General features: G+C 62.0%; 17 protein-coding genes and 1 pseudogene. 7 read left to right on the top strand and 11 right to left on the bottom strand.

Going from position 1 to position 18196, the window contains the following annotated elements:
• Window positions 1-49: 49 nt before the first annotated feature.
• From LK03_RS15655 to LK03_RS15640, 4 genes are all read right to left on the bottom strand, one after another.
• Window positions 50-1402 (bottom strand): spinster family MFS transporter, encoded by a 1353-nt coding sequence (locus LK03_RS15655; protein WP_038413294.1) that lies wholly within the window; start codon window positions 1400-1402, stop codon window positions 50-52.
• Between the two features lie 259 nt (window positions 1403-1661).
• A complete protein-coding gene (catA, locus tag LK03_RS15650; RefSeq protein ID WP_038413292.1) occupies window positions 1662-2597 on the bottom strand; it encodes a catechol 1,2-dioxygenase in 936 nt (311 codons plus the stop codon).
• Window positions 2598-2651: 54 nt separating this feature from the next.
• Entirely contained in the window at window positions 2652-2942 is a 291-nt protein-coding gene (gene catC, locus LK03_RS15645) for a muconolactone Delta-isomerase (RefSeq protein ID WP_038413291.1), read from the bottom strand.
• A gap of 24 nt (window positions 2943-2966) precedes the next feature.
• The gene (locus LK03_RS15640) at window positions 2967-4088 is read right to left on the bottom strand and encodes a muconate cycloisomerase family protein (protein ID WP_038413290.1); all 1122 of its coding nucleotides are present in this window, start codon (window positions 4086-4088) and stop codon (window positions 2967-2969) included.
• Between the two features lie 128 nt (window positions 4089-4216).
• On the opposite strand from LK03_RS15640, the gene LK03_RS15635 reads away from it, so the two are divergent.
• The gene (locus LK03_RS15635) at window positions 4217-5089 is read left to right on the top strand and encodes a LysR family transcriptional regulator (RefSeq protein ID WP_028696509.1); all 873 of its coding nucleotides are present in this window, start codon (window positions 4217-4219) and stop codon (window positions 5087-5089) included.
• On the opposite strand, the gene LK03_RS15630 is transcribed toward LK03_RS15635, so the two are convergent.
• From LK03_RS15630 to LK03_RS22220, 3 genes and pseudogenes are all read right to left on the bottom strand, one after another.
• Window positions 5083-7233 (bottom strand): TonB-dependent siderophore receptor, encoded by a 2151-nt coding sequence (locus LK03_RS15630; protein ID WP_049870510.1) that lies wholly within the window; start codon window positions 7231-7233, stop codon window positions 5083-5085. The genes LK03_RS15635 and LK03_RS15630 overlap by 7 nt on opposite strands.
• 150 nt (window positions 7234-7383) lie before the next feature.
• Window positions 7384-7479 (bottom strand): proline racemase family protein, encoded by a 96-nt coding sequence (locus LK03_RS22025; protein WP_240478671.1) that lies wholly within the window; start codon window positions 7477-7479, stop codon window positions 7384-7386.
• 14 nt (window positions 7480-7493) lie between these two features.
• A pseudogene (locus LK03_RS22220) lies at window positions 7494-7741 on the bottom strand (IS3 family transposase); the annotation flags it as partial.
• 503 nt (window positions 7742-8244) lie between these two features.
• Between LK03_RS22220 and LK03_RS15625 the strand changes: the two are divergent.
• From LK03_RS15625 to LK03_RS15610, 4 genes are all read left to right on the top strand, one after another.
• On the top strand, window positions 8245-9012 hold the full coding sequence (locus tag LK03_RS15625) for an SDR family NAD(P)-dependent oxidoreductase (protein WP_038413289.1): 768 nt from the start codon (window positions 8245-8247) through the stop codon (window positions 9010-9012).
• A gap of 27 nt (window positions 9013-9039) precedes the next feature.
• Entirely contained in the window at window positions 9040-10311 is a 1272-nt protein-coding gene (locus tag LK03_RS15620) for a D-arabinono-1,4-lactone oxidase (protein ID WP_038413288.1), read from the top strand.
• Between the two features lie 405 nt (window positions 10312-10716).
• The gene (gene eutH / locus LK03_RS15615; protein WP_038413287.1) at window positions 10717-11955 is read left to right on the top strand and encodes an ethanolamine utilization protein EutH; all 1239 of its coding nucleotides are present in this window, start codon (window positions 10717-10719) and stop codon (window positions 11953-11955) included.
• 181 nt (window positions 11956-12136) lie between these two features.
• Window positions 12137-12940 carry a helix-turn-helix domain-containing protein gene (locus LK03_RS15610; protein ID WP_038413286.1) on the top strand — a complete coding sequence of 268 codons (804 nt, stop codon included), beginning with the start codon at window positions 12137-12139 and terminating at the stop codon, window positions 12938-12940.
• Window positions 12941-13140: 200 nt separating this feature from the next.
• Here the strand turns inward: LK03_RS15610 and LK03_RS15605 are convergent, their stop codons facing one another.
• From LK03_RS15605 to LK03_RS15595, 3 genes are read right to left on the bottom strand one after another with little or no spacing between them, the layout of a single operon-like run.
• Window positions 13141-13989 carry an ABC transporter permease gene (locus tag LK03_RS15605; RefSeq protein WP_038413285.1) on the bottom strand — a complete coding sequence of 283 codons (849 nt, stop codon included), beginning with the start codon at window positions 13987-13989 and terminating at the stop codon, window positions 13141-13143.
• Window positions 13976-14836 carry an ABC transporter permease gene (locus LK03_RS15600; protein WP_038413284.1) on the bottom strand — a complete coding sequence of 287 codons (861 nt, stop codon included), beginning with the start codon at window positions 14834-14836 and terminating at the stop codon, window positions 13976-13978. Before LK03_RS15600 ends, LK03_RS15605 begins: the two co-directional genes overlap by 14 nt.
• Window positions 14833-15048, bottom strand: a complete 216-nt coding sequence (locus LK03_RS15595) for a CBS domain-containing protein (RefSeq protein ID WP_081951679.1) — start codon at window positions 15046-15048, stop codon at window positions 14833-14835. Before LK03_RS15595 ends, LK03_RS15600 begins: the two co-directional genes overlap by 4 nt.
• A 217-nt stretch (window positions 15049-15265) precedes the next feature.
• On the opposite strand from LK03_RS15595, the gene LK03_RS15590 reads away from it, so the two are divergent.
• A complete protein-coding gene (locus LK03_RS15590) occupies window positions 15266-16000 on the top strand; it encodes a GntR family transcriptional regulator (protein ID WP_038413282.1) in 735 nt (244 codons plus the stop codon).
• 21 nt (window positions 16001-16021) lie between these two features.
• Here the strand turns inward: LK03_RS15590 and LK03_RS15585 are convergent, their stop codons facing one another.
• Window positions 16022-16984 (bottom strand): GlxA family transcriptional regulator, encoded by a 963-nt coding sequence (locus tag LK03_RS15585; protein WP_038413281.1) that lies wholly within the window; start codon window positions 16982-16984, stop codon window positions 16022-16024.
• Window positions 16985-17180: 196 nt separating this feature from the next.
• Here LK03_RS15585 and choX point away from each other — a divergent pair, with 196 nt between their 5' ends.
• Window positions 17181-18131 carry a choline ABC transporter substrate-binding protein gene (gene choX, locus LK03_RS15580; protein ID WP_081951617.1) on the top strand — a complete coding sequence of 317 codons (951 nt, stop codon included), beginning with the start codon at window positions 17181-17183 and terminating at the stop codon, window positions 18129-18131.
• Window positions 18132-18196 lie beyond the last annotated feature (65 nt).

Here is an 18196-nt window from a genome sequence, read left to right as displayed (position 1 = left end):
CGTTCTCCGGGGTGCGGCCGCCGAGCACAGTCGGCGGCGTAGGTCGGGTTCACTGCGGGTATTCACGTTGCAGGCTACGGCGGAAATGCCGGCAGCCCAGGTACAGCAGCGCGATGGCCAGCAGCGAGGCGATGCAACTGACGATCGCCATCGACTGCCCGACCGCCAACGGCGAGCCGAAATAGCGGTCGGTGAGTAGCGCCACCAGAGTGGTGCCCAGGCCCAGCGCCAGCAGGTTGTTGATCAGCAGGAACACCGCCGACACCTGCGCGCGCACCTGGTTGGGCGAAAGAATCTGCATCGCTGCGGTGGAGGCCGGCATCGGGAACGAGGCGAAGAACATGGCCGGCACCAGCAGGGTCACCGACAGCCACAGGCTGTCGACCTGCGAATACAGGGTTGCCGGCACCAGCATGCCCAGCGCGCCGATCACCCCGGTGCGCATGGCGCCGTCGCTGTAGCCGCGCTTGCTCAGGTAGTCGGTCAGCCAGCCGCCGAAGAACACCCCACTGGTGTTGGCCAGCAGGAGGATGGTGCCGAGCATGAAGCCGGCGTCCTGAGGGCTCATGCCGAACTTGCGGATGTACAGCGCCGGGGTCCAGCTCATCATGCAGAACAGCGCCATGGCGTAGAACGAGAAGCCCAGGTAATGGCAGCTGAAGGTGGCGCGGTGGCGGCCGATGAAGCGCAGGCCGTCGGTGAGCCTGAGCTTGCGCGGCTGGCCATGCTCATCGAGCTGCGCGCCCTTGCGCTGCGGGTCGCGCACGGTCAACCAGATCAGCAGCCCCACCACTACCCCTGGCAGGCCGACCAGAATGAATGCCAGTTGCCAGGCCTTCATCGCGCCAAGCACGGCCACCTCGATGGTGTCGGCATTCTTCAGCAAGGCGATCACGTAGGCACCGACCAGAAACGCCACGCCGCCACCGACGAACGAGCCGATGGAATAGATGCCCACCGCGCGGCCGAGTTTGTCCTTGGGGAACAGGTCGCTGAACATCGAGTAGGCCGACGGCGACAACGCCGCCTCCCCCACACCGACGCCGATACGGGCAAGGAACATCTGCAGGAAGTTCTTGCTCAGCCCGCAGGCGGCGGTGGCCAGGCTCCAGAACACCACGCCCAGGGCGATGATCTTCGGCCGCGAGAAGCGGTCGGCCAGGTAGGCGATGGGCATGCCCATGAAGGCGTAGAACAAGGAAAAGGCCAGGCCGTGGAGCAGGCTGAACTGGGTGTCGCTGAGGTTGAGGTCGGCTTTGATCGGCTCGATCATCAGCGCCAGGATCTGCCGGTCAACGAACGAAAAGATGTAGGCGATCATGCACAGCACCACTACGTACCATTCGTAGACGTAGCGTTTCTGGCGCTGCCCGGTGGGCGAAGCGTTGGCGACGGTGTTCATCTGTCTGAATTCCTGAGTGAGGACAGCCCGGGTTGCTCTGCCTGGCGCGCAGCCGAAAAGGCCAGCCGGCGGCAAGCAGAGATGTGCTAAAGGCAGAAACCTGTCAGTAACAGGCAGACGGCGAAGGTCTGGCGGAGGTATGCGGGGTCATGGCGAAGCCTTTGTTGTTATAGGAATGGCGAAGCGTCGGGTGCAAGGGATTAGGGTGCGGCGATCACCTGCCGATGATCGCCGGGGTAAAACGCTGCGTTGCCTGGGTTCAGGCGTCCTGCAAGGCCCGCGGACGCTCACTGCGTTCTTCTGCGGCGGGCGCCTGCGCGGCTTGCAGGTGGAAGTCGAAAGCAAGGTCAGCGAAGGTGTCGCCCTCGACCCCACGGTCGCGGGCCTTGGCCGGGTCGGTGACGAACTGCAACGCGCCGATCAGGCCATCGCGGGTGGCGTAGGCGAAGTCGTCCCACAGGTATTGGTCGCCTTCGAAGTTGATCTGCGTGGTCAGGTGACGGCAGCCCGGCGCGGAAATGAAGAAGTGCACGTGCGCCGGGCGCTGGCCGTGGCGGCCGAGCAGGTTCAGGCATTCCTGGGTCGGACCCTGGGGGTTGCAGCCGTAGCCGGACGGCACGATGCTGCGGGCGCGGTAGCGGCCTTCGGCGTCGGTGACGATGCGCCGGCGCAGGTTGTAGTCCGACTGACGGCTGTCGAAATAGGAATAGGTGCCCTGGGTGTTGGCGTGCCACAGATCGACCACGGCACCGGCCAGCGGCTGGCCGGCCGGATCGAACACCTGGCCGTGGATGAACAGCACGGTGCCTGGGTCCTGGCCATCGTCCATGCGCGCTTCACCGTCCGAGATCGGCGCACCGGCCACGTACAGCGGGCCTTCGATGGTGCGCGGGGTGCCGCCGGTGAGACCGGCCTGCTGGTCCTTGGCGTCCTGCAGCAGGTCGAGGAAGTGCTCGATGCCCAGGCCCGCGGCGGCCAGCCCGGCCTCGTTCTGCCCGCCAAGACGGTTGAGGTAGTCCACCGCCTTCCAGAACTCGTTGTCAGTGATCTCCAGGTCTTCGATCAGCCGCGCGACGTCTTGCAGCAGGCGCAGCATGATCTGCTTGAAGCGCGGGCTGCCTTGTGCGTTGCCTAGGCCGGCGACGGTTTCGAAGAAGGCTTGCACCTCGGCGGTGTGGGAGATTTTCACGGTCATGGCTCGTTACCTCGAATTGTTCTTGTCAGGCATACAGGGCTGGGCGGGTGGCGCTCAGCGGTCGTCGGCATGGATCGACGAGGGGTGACGGCAGAGGCCGTCGATGTCGATCTCCATGTACGGGAACAACGGCAGTTGCATCAGGGTGTCGTGCAGGGTTTCGACATCGGCGACATCGAACACGCTGTAGTTGGCGTAGTGCCCGGCGATGCGCCACAGGTGGCGCCAGGTGCCCTCCTGTTGCAGGCGCTGGGCCAGGGCCTTTTCATCGGCCTTGAGCTGGGCGGCCTTGGCCGGGTCCATGTCGAGCGGCAGCTTCACGGTCATCTTCACGTGGAACAGCATGGCAATCTCCTTGTGGCGAACAGCCTAGCGGCGGGCGAAGCGCGCCAGGCGGGTTTCATCGAGGGTCAGCCCCAGGCCTGGGGTGGCCGGCACGTGCAGGGCGAAGTCGCGGTACTGCGGCGCCTCGGTGACGATCTCTTCGGTGAGCAGCAGCGGCCCGAACAGCTCGGTGCCCCAGGTCAGCTGGCGCAGGGTCAAAAACGCATGGGCCGAGGCCAGGGTGCCGACCGAGCCTTCCAGCATGGTGCCGCCGTACAGGGCGATACCTGCCGCTTCGGCGATCTGCGCGGTGCGCAGCACGGCCCGCGGTCCGCCGTTCTTGGCGATCTTCAGGGCGAACACGCTGGCAGCACCGGTGGCCGCCAACTGCAAGGCGTCGTCGACGCTTTCGATCGACTCATCGGCCATGATCGGCGCCGGACTGCGCTGGTTCAGGCGCACCTGCCCTGCCCGGTTGATGCGCGAGATCGGCTGTTCGATCAGGTCGACACCGTTGTCGCCCAGCACCTGGCAGGCACGGATCGCCTGCGACTCGTCCCAGTACTGATTGACGTCGACGCGCACGCTGGCGCGATCGCCCAGTTCGCGCTTGATGGCGATGACGTGGTCGAGGTCCTGTTGCAGCGGGTTGGCGCCGATCTTGAGCTTGAACAGGCGGTGGCGGCGAATCTCGAGCATGTGCTCGGCTTCGGCGATGTCCCGTGCGGTGTCGCCGCTGGCGAGCGTCCAGGCCACTTCCAGGCTGTCGCGCACGCGCCCGCCGAGCAGTTCACTGACAGCCAGGCCCAGGCGCTTGCCCTGGGCATCGAGCAAGGCGCTTTCCAGACCCGACTTGGCGAAGGTATTACCCTTGGCGATGAGGTCCAGGCGCAGCATGGCGGCGTTGACGTTGCCCGCCGGCAGACCGATCAGGGCCGGGGCCAGGTAGCGGTCGATGTTGGCCTTGATCCCTTCCGGGCTTTCGTAGCCGTAGGCCAGGCCGCCGATGGTGGTGGCCTCACCGATGCCCTCGACCCCATCGCTGCAGTGCAGGCGGATGATCACCAGGGTCTGCTGCTGCATCGTGTGCATCGCCAGCTTGTGCGGGCGGATGGTGGGCAGATCGACGATCAGGGTGTCGACGCGTTGGATTACAGGATTGCTCATTGCCAGGGCTTCTCGTCGCGCCAGCACGGGGGTCCGGGCCGGAGGATTTACTTGATTGTTCAAGCATTGCGCGACACGCTTGGGGCGTCCAATACCGATTGCATCTGCGACCATACCCGGGAGGTCTGATGGAGCTTCGTCACCTGCGCTACTTCAAGGTCCTGGCTGAAACCCTGAATTTCACCAAGGCTGCGCAGTTGCTGCACATCGCCCAGCCGCCGCTGAGCCGGCAGATCATCCAGCTCGAGGAGCAACTCGGCACCCAGCTGGTGCTGCGCGACCGCCCGCTGCGCCTGACCGAGGCCGGGCATTATTTCCATAAACAGGTGTGTGTACTGCTCGAGCAGCTCGAGGGCATCAGCGACAACACCCGGCGCATCGGCCAAGGGCAACGGCGCTGGCTGGGCATCGGCTTCGCCCCCTCGACGCTGTACGGCGCCCTGCCCGACCTGATCCGCAGCCTGCGCGGCGACAGCGAGCTGGAACTGGGGCTGCGGGAAATGACCACCCTGGAGCAGATCGAGGCGCTCAAGAGCGGGCGCATCGACATCGCCTTCGGACGTTTGCAGGTGGAAGATTCGGCCATCGTCCAGCGCGTGCTGAGCCAGGACCGCCTGGTCGCCGCGCTGCCCAGCGGCCACCCGCTGGCCGGGCAGCCGCTGCGCCTCGAGCAACTGGGCAGCGAGCCGTTCGTGCTGTACCCGGCGCAACCGCGGCCGAGCTACGCCGACCATGTGCTGGGGCTGTTCGCCGCCCAGGGCATCAGCCTCAAGGTCAGCCAGTGGGCCAACGAGATGCAGACAGCCATCGGCCTGGTGGCTGCGGGGCTGGGCGTGACCCTGGTGCCGGCCTCGGTGCAGCAGCAGCACCGCACCGACGTCGACTACGCCGAACTGCTCGACGACAGCGCGGTGAGCCCCATCGTCATCAGTGTGCGCAGCGGTGATGTCAGCCCGCTGGTGCAGCGCTGCATCACCTGGCTGGCGCAGTCGGCTCAGTAGTTGTAGCTGACCGACATGATCGCCGTACGGTCATTGCCCAGTGCCACCGCCTGGCGCAGACCGCCGGCGTAGTACTGGCGGTCGAACAGGTTGTTGACGTTCAGCGCCGCGCGCCAGTGTTCGGCGCCATAGGCCACGCCAACGTTGGCGACGGCATAGCCTGGCAAGTAATAGCCGCTGGTGTAGCGCTCGCTCATGGCGTTGATCCCGCCATTGACCTCCCAGCCACGCGGGCTGCCGTTGAAGCGGTAGCGGGCGAACAGGTTGGCGGTGTGGCGCGGCACGTTGTTCAGGCGATCACCGACGCTGATGGCCGTGGCTGCGGTCTGCCCGCCATCATCGGTGACCGTGGCCCACGTGTAGGCGTAGCCGGCGTTGACGCTGAGGCGGTCGGAAATGTCGGCGGTCAGGTCGATTTCCGCGCCCTGGCTGCGCTGTTCGCCGATGGCGATCTGCGAGCCGTTGTTGCGCGGGTCTTGTTGCAGCACGTTCTGCCGGCGCAGGTCGAACAGCGCCATGCTGAGCAAGGTGCGCCCAGGCACCAGGTCGAACTTGACCCCCGCTTCCCACTGCTCGCCCTCTTCGGGCTTGAAGGTGTTGCCGTCGAAGTCCATCCCGGTGTTGGGGTAGAACGAGGTGGCATAGCTCAGGTACGGCCGCACGTTGGGCAGCAGTTCATACATCACCGCCACGGCGCCGGTGGTCTTGTCAGCCGGGCTTGCATTGCGCGCGCCGGTGAGCTTGTCGGTGCCGTAGGTATCGCTGATGTCGTGACGCAGGCCGGCGGTGACCAGCCAGCGGTCGGTGATGCGGTAGTTGTCACGCACGTAGGCGCCGATCATGCGCACGGTGCTGTCCTGCCATTCGCGCGGGGTGTCCGGGCAGTTGATGCTGGCGCCGTACACCGGCTGGTAGACATCCAGCGCCGCCACCCGACAAGCGTAATGCCGGGTGCTTTCCCGCGAGCGCAGGTAGTCGACACCCACCGTCAGGTCGTGGCTGCCGTAGGGGGTGTCGAACAGGTGCTGGAGGTTGTTGTCCAGGCTCAGGGTATCGCCGTCGAAATGCTGCTGCTGTGCAGTGCGCGCCAGGGTGCGGTTGTCGGCGCCCATGTTGCCATTGGCGACCAGTTGGCCATCGAGGCGGAAGGTCTGCCAGCGCAGGTTCTGATTGAAGGTCCAGTCGTTGCCGAAACGGTGGGTCAGGCTGTAGCCGACGCGGTTGGCGACACCGTGGTAAGGGTCTTGCCCCGGCTCGCCGGTGAAGCGATGACGGGGGATGTCGCCGTTGGGGTTGGCGTTGATCGAGCCAGACAACGGCAAGCCCTGCTGGCGGGTGTATTGGCGATCCTGATGGCTGGCGAGCAGGGTCAGGTCGGTGTCCGGGCCCAGGTCCAGGCTCAGCGACGGCGCGAGATAGTTGTTGCGAAAGCCGACATGGTCGGTGGCGTCGTTGCTGTCCGAGAGCAAGCCGTTGACCCGCAGCGCCGCCTTGCCGTTTTCTGACAACGGCGTGCCGACATCGAAGGTACCCTGGCGAAAATCATCGGTGCCATAGCTCAGCCCGACGGTGGCGAACGGATCGGCCTTGGGCCTTTTGCTGACCATGTTGACCACGCCACCGGGCATGACCAGACCGTATTCCATCGAGGCCGGGCCCTTGAGCACCTCGACCTGCTCGAGACCGAAGATCTGCTCGGCCACCCGGTTTGAGGCGCTGGTGCGCAGGCCGTCGAGGAACAGCGAATCGGAAGCGACTTGCCCGCGAATGATCAGGTCGTCCCAGCCGCGTCGGCCATACTGCCCGGCGGTCACTCCGGGCACGTTGCCGAGCACGTCTGCCAGGCTCTGCGACTGCTGGCTGTCCATTACCGCGCGCGATACCACCTTGACGCTGCGCGGCGTTTCGGCGAGCGGCAGGTTGCTCTTGCCGACCTGCGCCGGCGCGCCGCTGAAGGTTTCGCTGTCGCTGCTGGCGTCGCTTACGCCTTCGATGGTGCTGCTGGGCAACACCAGCGAGCCGGCAGCCTGGGGGGCATCGGAAACAGGCGGCGTGGCCGCCCAGGAAATACTCGCCGTTGTCGCCAACGCCACGCACAGGGCGGGCGACACCAGACCATTGCGGGCTTTGCTGACAGCCTTCATGAATGTCCCAATCGTTCGTTGCCCGCCCTTGGCAGGCGGGTTCACGCCACGCCCAGCGAATGGGCGGCGCGCCGGTTTTTCAAACGGCGCGACGATACAGCGCCAGCGCAATGAATACAAACGATTTGCATTTGCTAAGGCATTGACAACTCACACTACCTGAAAGCCGTTCGCAAGCGGATCGCGCTCGTCGACAACTATCGTGTCCAGCCCAGTCACCTGCGCCCAGCCGCTGACGCTGGGCACGACACCTGGGTACTCGCCCACCCGACACGCCGCCTCGACCACGCCCAGAGACCACTACCAGATAGCTCCATCGACCCTCTGCCCAGATATACGTGATGTCGCCACACCAGGCCTTGTTTGGCGCAGCCACGGTGGACTTGCGATCAAGCACATTGGGAATGTCGGGGCGCTCGACCGTGGCTTTCTGGTACGCATGAGAACCGGGCTGTTTGCTGATCAGTCCTTGTTCCTTCATCAATCTTCTGACTCCGAAACACCCGACGTTTTGGATAGGCGTGTCTACACCTCTTTGGAAAACCGTCCATTGATAGTGTCGAGGGCAGCGTGTCAGGGAAATTGATTGAGGTGGATTATGAAAGCGTGGAGCCAAGCAAACTATCAGGATAGGCCTAAAAGTGATTTTTTTACGTACGCCATTCACGCTTGGGCGTATCCCTATATCAAAGGTTTAGGCTGGCATCACACACTGGAAGTGCTTGTTATCACAGGTACCAGATCCAGACGAATCTGATTCCCTAAGTCGTTCATTCCGGCGACGCACGAGGCTCTCTAATTGTGCAGCCACTTTTTAGATGCCTCAGTGCGTAGCATCTTCAAGTATTTCTTAATCCCCTTCGAAAAACTGAGTTTGTATACCGATTGGTATATGGAACTTAAATCGCAAAAGACTCATGCTGCAACCATCGGTTCAGGACAAACCGTGACATAAAAACAACTCACATAGTTGAAGCCGCGTCGTTCATCGCCGCAGCTCGGAGTCTACTCATGACGGGACGTTTGCAAGGCAAAGTAGCTTTGATCACAGGCGGTGCAGGTGGATGCGGCCTTGCCGCATCAGAGCTCTTCGCAGCAGAAGGGGCTAAGGTAGGCATCGTCGATCTTCCCTCCAGCAACGGCGCCGAGGTGGCCAGTCGGCTTCGCGATGAAGGCTACGACGTTGTTTTCTCACCAGCGGATGTGTCGGACGCTGCTCAGGTGAAGGTGGCTGTGGCCGCCATCGAGGAAGCATTCGGACCGATCACTGTTCTCATGAACCACGCCGGCATTCTCTCGGCACTGCCCTTCCTGGAAATCAGCGAAGCAGAATGGGACCGCATCATGGCGGTGAACGTCAAGAGCATGTTCCTAGTCACTCAGGCGGTGTTGCCAGGGATGATTGCAGCCGGCGGTGGCAGCATCGTATGCACATCCTCCATTTCGGCCATGGTCGGCACACCCATGGAAGTCCTCTACTGCACCAGCAAAGGTGCGACGCACATGTTCGCAAGGGCGATCGCGGTTGAGTTCAGAGATCGAGGCATCCGCTCCAACGCGATTTGTCCCGGCTTCATTGCGACAGCACATGGTCTGCGGGAGATCGAGACCTTGCAAAAGCACGGGGTGGACGTTACCGAGGAAGCCATTGCGGCTGCGCAGGGTCGTCTTTGCAAACCTTCCGAAGTGGCTACAGCAGCACTCTTTCTCGCCAGTGATGATGCTAGCTTCGTGAATGGAGCACATTTGTTCGCCGACAATGGCTACACCGCAATTTAATCATGGGAAAATGGCAGGAGATCCATCGTGACAACATCTTCGAACAACATGCACATCAACGAGTTCGGACTCGAACACGCCCACTGGCGTAACTGGGCGGGTAACCAGTCCTGCATCCGTTCAGCACGCGGCGCGCCCACGAGCGAGGATGAGCTTTGCTCGATGGTCAACGATGCCTCCAGAAAAGGCATGAACGTGCGTGTGGCCGGCTCTGGCCACTCCTTCACCGCCGTGGCACTCACCAATGGATTGCACCTCACGCTGGGCAATATGTCCGGTGTGCGTCACATCGATTACGACAAGAAGCGAGTCACCGCTTCTGCGGGTACAACCATCAACGCCTTCGGGAAAGCCTTGCGCGAGGCCGGTCTGTCGATGGTTAACCAGGGCGATATCGATAGCCAATCGATCGCCGGGGCACTGACCACTGGCACTCATGGCACGGGCCTAACCCTTGGTAACCTGGCGTCGTCTATTGTGGGTATGAAACTGGTTCAGCCAGATGGTCGCATCATCGTCGTCGACGAGAGCACCCCGGACCTTCTGCACGCTGGCCGCGTGTCGATGGGCGTGCTCGGGATTGTCTCCGAGATCACCCTGAAGGTAACCGACAGCTTCAACTTGCACGAGCGCATCTGGCGTGAAGACTTCGAAAGCGTCATGGAAAAGCACGATGAGCTCGCCCGCACGCACCGGCACTTCAGCTTCTTCTGGTGTCCGTATGAACAGAGCCGGCATTGCTATTGTCTGCCGGATACTGCTGCGACTTCGAAGACTGGCCGAACCACCGATGTCTGCGAAGTGAAGGTGATGGACATCACTGATCGCGCGCCCTTCGAAAGCCCATTCGAAAAAGTCGCCTACAGCTCGGATGTGTACCCGATCGAATATTTGCCGAACTTCCACGAACTGGAATACGCGGTGCCGATCAAGTACTGCAAGGAGGCGCTGCGGGCGGTTCGCAAGCTGATGCTTGAGGACTTCCCCCAAGCCATCTACCCCATCGAGTACCGTTTTACTGCCGGGGACGGAGCTTGGATGAGCCCGTTCTTTGAGCAGGACAGTGTGACCATCTCGGTGTCAGGCCAGCCAGGGACCGACTACTGGGACTACCTACGTGCGGTTGATGCAATCCTTCGCGCCTATGGTGCCAGACCGCACTGGGGCAAGCTGCACTTCTTGACCGGCGATGACGTAACGGGGATCTACCCGCGTGCCACCGACTTCCGGCAACTTCGACGCGAGCTCGATCCGCAAGGCATCTTCCTCAGCGAACACCTCAGTCCCTACTTCAAATAGCTATCGGCCTTTGAGCATCTCAGCGGCTTAGCAACCACCAGCTTGCTGAGATGCAGACGCTTAGAACGGTATGTCGAATTGGTGACGACATGAAGTGCGGGACATTTCATCCCTATCGGTACCAGTTGATGTATCCGACGCTGAAAACCTTGATCATCCCCACGATCTTGGCAGTGCACTCCGGAAGAGGCGCCTACCTGTGCTGGGTGAAGGTAAACTCCTGCTCCATGACTTTTACGAACGCAATCAGCCAGTTAACGCCACGTATATCGGTCGATATATAGACACCTCCGGCACAATGGATCTAGCCTGACGTCGGCGCATTCGCGAGCACCAATCAAAACAAGAACGACTACATCCTTTCAGTCCTGCCATTCCACAACACGTACAAGAATGAGGCAGCAAATGGAAAACATAGGCACCTACGTCATCTATGTGATTATGGTGTGTGCCGTCATCGGCGCCATAGCATCCATGATCAATCCGGAAGGCGAGTTGGGTCAGGAGTTCATCGCCGGGCTTCACAGCATCGGGCCCATCTTCATACCTGTGGCAGGCATTATGGCCGCCATTCCCTTCATCTCCAGCGGCATCAGCCATGTGATCGCGCCCCTGTTTCAGCTCATCGGCGCTGACCCTGGTATAGCCGGTCCCATCTTCATCGCTTCTGACATGGGGGGCTATCAGCTGGCCAAGGCCCTCGCACAGAGCCCCGAAGGCTGGATTCTGGGCCTGATCACTGGCTTCCAATCTGGTGCCACCATTATTTTCGTGATCCCTGTCGGTTTGGCCATGTTGCGCAAAGTCGACCACAAGTACATGGCTCTGGGCATCATGGCCGGCCTGCTCACCATTCCAGTCAGCATCATGGTAATCGCCATGATGATGCAGGTCTTGGGTCTCAACGTCCGGCCTGATATCGCCACCACCGGTGCCGCGACCGAGGCCTTGCACTTCACGCTTCCAATGCTGCTGCGGAATCTGATGCCGCTGATTCTGTTTTGCTTTGCCCTGGCCGCAGCACTACGGTACTTCCCGAACGTCATGGTGTACCTGTTCCTCAAGCTCGGACAGCTCATGTACATCTTGGTGGTGCTGGTTCTGGTGGCCTCAATCGTCCAGTACTTCACCGGCTTCTTCAGCAAAGTATTTGGCGTGTGGGGATTCGCTCCGATCATTGCCGACGCTGACGACCAGTTCCGGGCGCTGGAGATTGCCGGCTACATCGGGCTGATGCTGTGCGGTGCATTTCCGATGGTTTACCTGCTCAAGCGCTTCCTGTCCAAGCCCATCGAGAAGGTCGCGTCCCGCTTCGGCATGTCCGGGGTCGGGGCTGCCGGTGTGCTCGCTTCCTCGGCTAACATCCTGGCCATGTTTCGCCTGGTCAGCGACATGCCACCCAAGGACAAAGTTTTGGTCATCGCTTTCTCAGTCTGTGCCGCGTTCACCTTTGGCGATCACATGGCGTTCTCGGCAAACTTCCAACCGTCGCTCATTCTGCCTTTGATGATCGGCAAGCTCAGCGGCGGCCTGATCGCCATGGTGTTGGCTTACTGGCTTGCGGTACCGAAAGCCAGGGAGATGGGCCTGCAGGATGAAGCAGCTACCGCTGGCGCTTTGCGAACCAGCGCTGAACCGGCTTGATCCGAGAATATCCTCAAGCTTATCCGGAGCATCATGGATCTGCGGATTTACTGGAAGTGAAGCACCCATTGTCGTGTTCATCTGGACGAACAGATAAGGTGCTTGGACCACACCGGCATGTTTGCCTGGCAAGTGCCAGCTGACACCGGTAGCGCCCCGAGAACACACAAGCGTGGTGATCATGGAAATTGAAGAGGCGAGAGCACTGTCCTCGGTCATTCAGGCTTTAGGGACCGACGGTTTTGGGCCGGCCATCGATGCCCTGCTTCGCGAGAAAGTAGCGTTCGACATGAGCTGTGGTTACCTTTTTCAGTTCAACCAGAGCGCTATCCTCGTACACAATGGTTACGGTCTATCCGTCAGCGAAAAGATCCTCAACGCTTATCTGCGCGGTGGCTACTTACTTGATCCGTTCTACGTGGCCTGCGTGAACAGCCATCCCGCAGGCCTGTGGCGTATGACCGATCTGGCCCCCGACAGCTTCCTTACGTCAGGATTCTCGATATCGAAGGACATCCATCCCTGTGTCTCCTCTGAGCACGGGACCGCCATCGAGGAAGTAGGTTTTATTATTCCGATACGACCCCAGGTTGCGATCGTATACTCGGTGATGAAGTACCTGTGCAACGGGGAGTTCACACAGGAAGAAGTGCAGGATCTGACGGTGATGGGGCCGATCATGACGGCGCTGTTCGACAAGCATTGCCAGATGAGCTACTCCTCCCATCTCAAGGAGGAGCAACCGGCCGACATCATGCTTGAGGATGCCTTTGTAGACATCCTCCAAGGCCAACTCACCGGCACACAACGCTACATTGCCAAATTACTGCTGCAGGGCCACAGCAATGCATCCGTTGCCAAGCTACTCAATATCTCGGATGGTACGGTGAAAGTGCACAAGCACAACATCTACCAGCGGCTCGGAATCTCAACCAACGCCGAATTATTCCGCTTGTTCATCGATTACTTGGCCAAGGTTGCGTAAGGATTGCCAGCTATCCTGGTTCGCTGAGATCGCGGCGGTTTCCTGGATTAGAACACCGATCTCACATCCGCCAAACGGCTTAGGCTCTGTACGAAACGTTCTGAGACGCCGGGGAGACAAGGCCGATGGCGTCCCCGACTAGGCGCCCCCAGCTGTTTTCAACGCAAGGTCACCAAGTATCAGGGCTCTTCGTACAGAGCCTAGCGTCGTTGAATCGGTTTACGTTGCAACAAGCCCCGCGACAGGAGATCGAGCAACAAGGCCACCGCCACGATGGCCAGCCCCGCGCGCAGGCCCAGGCCCATTTCCATACGCGTCAGGCCGCGCGTCACCTCGGCACCCAGACCGCCGGCACCGACCAGACCCGCCAGCACCACCATCGCCAGCGACAGCAGAATGCATTGGTTGAGGCCAACCAGCAGCGTTGGCACGGCGCAGGGGATTTCGATCTTCAGCAAAATCACCCGAGGCGTAGCGCCCAAGGCCTGACCCAGCTCCAGCAGGTTGCGCGGCACCTGACGAAACGCCAGGGTGGTCAGGCGCATCATCGGCGCGACGCCGTAGATGACCGTTGCCATGATCGCCGGCACCTTGCCGAGGCTGAAGATCATCACCGCCGGAATCAGGTAGACCCACGGAGGTACGGTTTGCATGATGTTCAGCACCGGGCTGGATACCTGCTCGAAGCGCTTGAACCGCGCCGCGAGAATGCCCAGCGGGAAAGCGATCAGCACCGACAGCAGCACCGACACCGACACCAGCGCCAGGGTCTGCATCGACGCCGTCCACAGTCCCGACAGCCAGCAGAAACCAAGCATCGCCGCCGCCAGCACCGCGGTCCGCAGATTGATCAGCAACAATGCAAGAAGCGTCACCAGGGCGATCACGCCCCAGGCCGGCAAGGCCAGCAGCAGCGTCTCGAAGGCGCCCAGCACGGTGTCGACCACGCGGCTGATGAAGGCGAACAGCGGGTGGAAATTGGCATTGAGCCAGTCGATTGCAGCTGCCAGCCAGGCGCCAGGAGAAACGCGCATGTCAGTGGGATTCATGCTGAGCCTCGCGCTGCAAAGAGGTGGCGTTCTGCGCCAGTCGATCGAGGATCAGCGTCAGAATGACGATAGCCAGGGCGGCATCGATCGAGCGCGCGATGTCCAGCGTGCGAATGGCGCCATAGATGGCTTCACCCAAGCCGCCGGAGCCAACGATACCGGCGATCACCACCATGCCGAAGGCCATCATCAGGCTCTGGTTTATGCCGGTCATGATGCTCGGCATGGCGAACGGCAAGCGGATCTTGAAGAACAACTGCACAGGGCTGGTGCCGCTGGCCTCACCCAGTTCGATGAACGCGCGTGGCGTCATGCGAATACCCAGTGCGGTGAGCCGCAGCACGGGCGCGATGGCGACGATGAACGTTGCCACCAGCGCGGTGGCCGAGCCGTAACCGAGCAGGGCACTGACCGGTAGCAGGTAGATGTAGGGCGGCAGGGTCTGCAACAGGTCGAGCACAGGCTGTACGACCCCATCGAGCTTTGGCCAAAGTCCCCCGAGCACACCGCAGGGAATCCCCACCAGCAGCGCCAGCGTAGTGGCGGCAAGCACCAGCGCCAGGGTGCTCATGGTTTCGCTCCACAAGCCGATGGAGGCGCACACCAAGAGCCCCGCGATGCTCAGCACGGCCGAGCGCCAGTGCCCGGACAGTCGCCAGGCCAGAAGGCCAATGAGCACGGCGACGACGTAGTATGGCGCCAGGTTCAGCAGCCAGGTCAGTGCCTGGAGCAGACCTGTAAGCACTTGGTTGATGAAGTCGAACACCTGCGCGCCGCTGTCGGTAAGCCATTCCAGGCCCGCGTCCACCGCTGCATCGAAGTCGCTCGGAAAAGTACTCGGATTCATGCCTGCACCTCAGGCGCGAGCACCACTGCGCCCTCCTCCGGCTCGCTGCCCTGCACGCCACGCAGCAGGTCGGTCGGCGTGACCACGCCCAGAGGCTGGCCACCCTCGACGATCAGCAGTGCCTCGGCTCCCGACTGAATCAGCAGGTTGATCAACTCATCGAGGTCGGCCTGCGGCCCTGCCACTGGCAGCGCACAGGGCGCCTTTTTCATGTAATGCACTGGCTCGTACCTTTTTTAGCGTTGTCAGTGCCGCCCTTGGGCTGTTGGGCGCCATGCCGCAGGGTGAGGGGGGGCAACGCGCTGGGAGGCACGGATTGTTTCGTCGCTCCATCGCGGTACACTACGGCCCACACATTTCTCGATGAAAGTCTGTAGACCTGTTGTCTACCTGGATTTCATAATCACTAGGCAACGGTAGACCCCCTCCATGGCCAGCAAGAAATCCCCCGCAGCGGCGCCCACCGATACTGATACGGCCATTCCTATCGACCGCAAGGTGGTGCTGGGCGATACCCTGCGTCGGCGCATCCTGAGCATGGAGCTGGCGCCGGGCGCGGTAGTCGACGAGATTGCCTTGGGCAATGAGTTCGGCCTGTCGCGGCCGCCGGTGCGCGAACTGCTGCGCCAGATCGCCGCCGAAGGCTACATCGAGCTGGAAACCAACCGTGCTCCACGGGTGGCGGCAATGAACCACGACTCGTTGCGCAGCTTCTTCCTCGCCGCGCCGCTGATCTACATCGCCACCACTCAACTGGCTGCGCTGCATGCCAGCCCCAGCGAAGTCGAACAGCTCAAACGCATCCAGGCGCAATTCCGTCAGGCCATCGAAGACAAGGACGTGGAAAACCGCGTCATCCACAACGACGCCTTCCATCTGGAAATCGGCAAGATGGCGCACAACGACTACCTCATGCCGAGTCTGCGCCGCCTGCTCATCGACCACGCCCGGCTGGGACGTATCTTCTATCGCCACCCCACCACCGATGACATGCAGCGCGACCTTGAGCTGGCCTGCGACCAGCACGACCAGATGATCGCCGCCATCGAGCGGCGCGACCCCCAGGGCGCCACCGAAATCGTCCAGGCGCACTGGGAACTGTCGCGCCGGCGCATGGCCGAGTACACCGCGCCCAGCGGCGTCGAGGTGGCACTGGCGTACTGAGCCGCCGCGCGCGCCTGGCGCTCAGTGCAGGTGAGTGTTGACCTGGGTGGGAAATGCCCGATCCTGGCGCGGGGTGCAAGCGAACCGCGCGCTGTAGCGCCGGGCCAGATACGAGGCCGACTCGAAGCCGCAGGCAAGACTTACCTCGGTGATGCTCAGCTCGGTCTGGCGCAGTAGTTGGCGGGCCTTGTCCAGGCGCAGGTCGAGGTAGAAACGTTTCGGCGTAGTGCTCAGGTGCAGACGAAACAGCCGCTCCAGCTGCCGCGCGGTGATCGACACCATGCTCGCCAGCGCCTCGGTGCTCAATGGCTGCTCCATGCGCTCGCTCATCAACCGAATCACGTTGACCAGCTTCTTGTTGCTGGTGCCGTAGCGGCCGACGATGTGCGTGCGCTGGGGAAACTGCGCCAGGCGCACCGACCCCATCACCAACTGTTCAGACACCCGCACCGCCAGTTGCGAGCCGTGCTGCAGGCTGATCAGGTGCAGCATCATGTCGAGTGTCGCGGCGCCGCCGGCACAGGTGATGCGGTCGCGGTCGATTTCGAACGATTCCAGGCTGGTGGGAATGCCCGGAAACGACTCGCGAAATGCCTCCAGTGCTTCCCAGTGCACGGTCACCTTGTAGCCGTTGAGCACGCCGGCGCGGGCCAGCGGAAATACCCCGGTATCCACCGCACCCAGCGCCACCCGCGCCGCGGCCAGCTGGCGCAGCCAGGCTTGCAGCGCGTCGCTGTAACAGGCAAGCGGCTCATAGCCGGCCACCACAATGACCATGCAGTCGAGCGGCATGGTCCCTAAGGCCTGGTCGGCAGCGATGCTCATGCCACTGCACGACTGCACCGCTGCGCCATCGAGGCTGAGGATGCGCCAACGGTAGTAGTCGGGCTGAAAGCGGTTGGCGATGCGCAGCACTTCCACCGCATTGACGAAGGCCGACGGCGGAAAGCCCGGCAACAGCAGGAAGCGGAAATCCCGTGGCATGACATCCTCCATGACCCGCCCAGCGCCCGGCTCGCTGATGGCAAGTGGCAAGTAAAGAAGTCGGAAAAGTACCTGAATACGTCGGAAAAGTCCGCTCCTTGCTAAGCACACTGCCGTAGCTTTGCATTCACCAGCAGACAGTGACGTCTGCTCGGCCAGCTTATGGATTTCACCACGTGCGCAGGATGACAAGAGCATGAAGACACCCCGATCCCCATCATCGACGCCAGCCCGTTCGCTGGGCCGCTGGCTACTACTGGGTGCTCTCGCCAGCGCACCGCTGGCCTCGCTCCAGGCGGCCGAAGCCGAGAGCTGCAAGACCGTTCGCATGGGCCTGGTGAGCTGGACGGATGTGATCGCCACCAGCGCCATCGCCAAGCACCTGCTCGAAGAGCTCGGCTACGAGGTCAAGCAAACCACCGCCTCGCAGCAGATCATCATGGCCGGCATCCGTGACAAACGCCTGGATATCTACCTGGGCTACTGGCAGCCGTTGATGACCCCGGTGGTGCAGCCGTTCCTCGATGCAGGCCAGGCCACGCAACTGCCACAACCGAGCCTGCGCGATGCACGCACCACCCTGGCGGTGCCCACCTACCTGTACGACAAGGGCCTGAAGAGCTTCAGCGACATCGCGCGTTTCCAGAAGAGCCTGGGCGGCAAGATCTATGGGCTGGAGGCGGGTGTCGGCTCCAACCAGATCATCAAGCAGATGATCGCCGACGATAAGTTCGGGCTAAAGGACTTCCGCCTGATCGAATCGGGTGAAATCGGCATCGTCTCGACCCTCAAGCGTGCCGTGGCGCGCGAGGACGATGTAGTGTTCTTCGGCTGGACCCCGCACCCGATGAACGTCAACTTCGATATCTCGTTCCTCAGCGGCAGCGAGGACGTGTTCGCCCCCAACGACGGCAAGGCCACTGTCAGCACCCTGACCGCACCGAACTACAAGACGCAATGCCCGAACGTTCAGCGCCTGCTGGAGAATCTGACCTTCACCGCCGAAGAGGAAAGCGAAATGATGATCCCCATCATGGATCGCGCCCCGGCAGAGCAGGTGGCGGCGCAGTGGCTGGCCAAGCACCCGCAGCGCCGTGACACCTGGCTGCAAGGCGTGACCCGCGTCGACGGCACGCCGCTGCGCTAGCCGCCCGGGGCGCCGCGCCCCCCTGTTGATGCAACTGCGCCCCGCAACCGCTTGCGTGCCTTGGC

Source organism: Pseudomonas cremoricolorata (assembly GCF_000759535.1).
Taxonomy (GTDB): Bacteria; Pseudomonadota; Gammaproteobacteria; order Pseudomonadales; family Pseudomonadaceae; genus Aquipseudomonas; species Aquipseudomonas cremoricolorata_A.
This window is presented reverse-complemented; position numbering and strand designations above follow the sequence as displayed.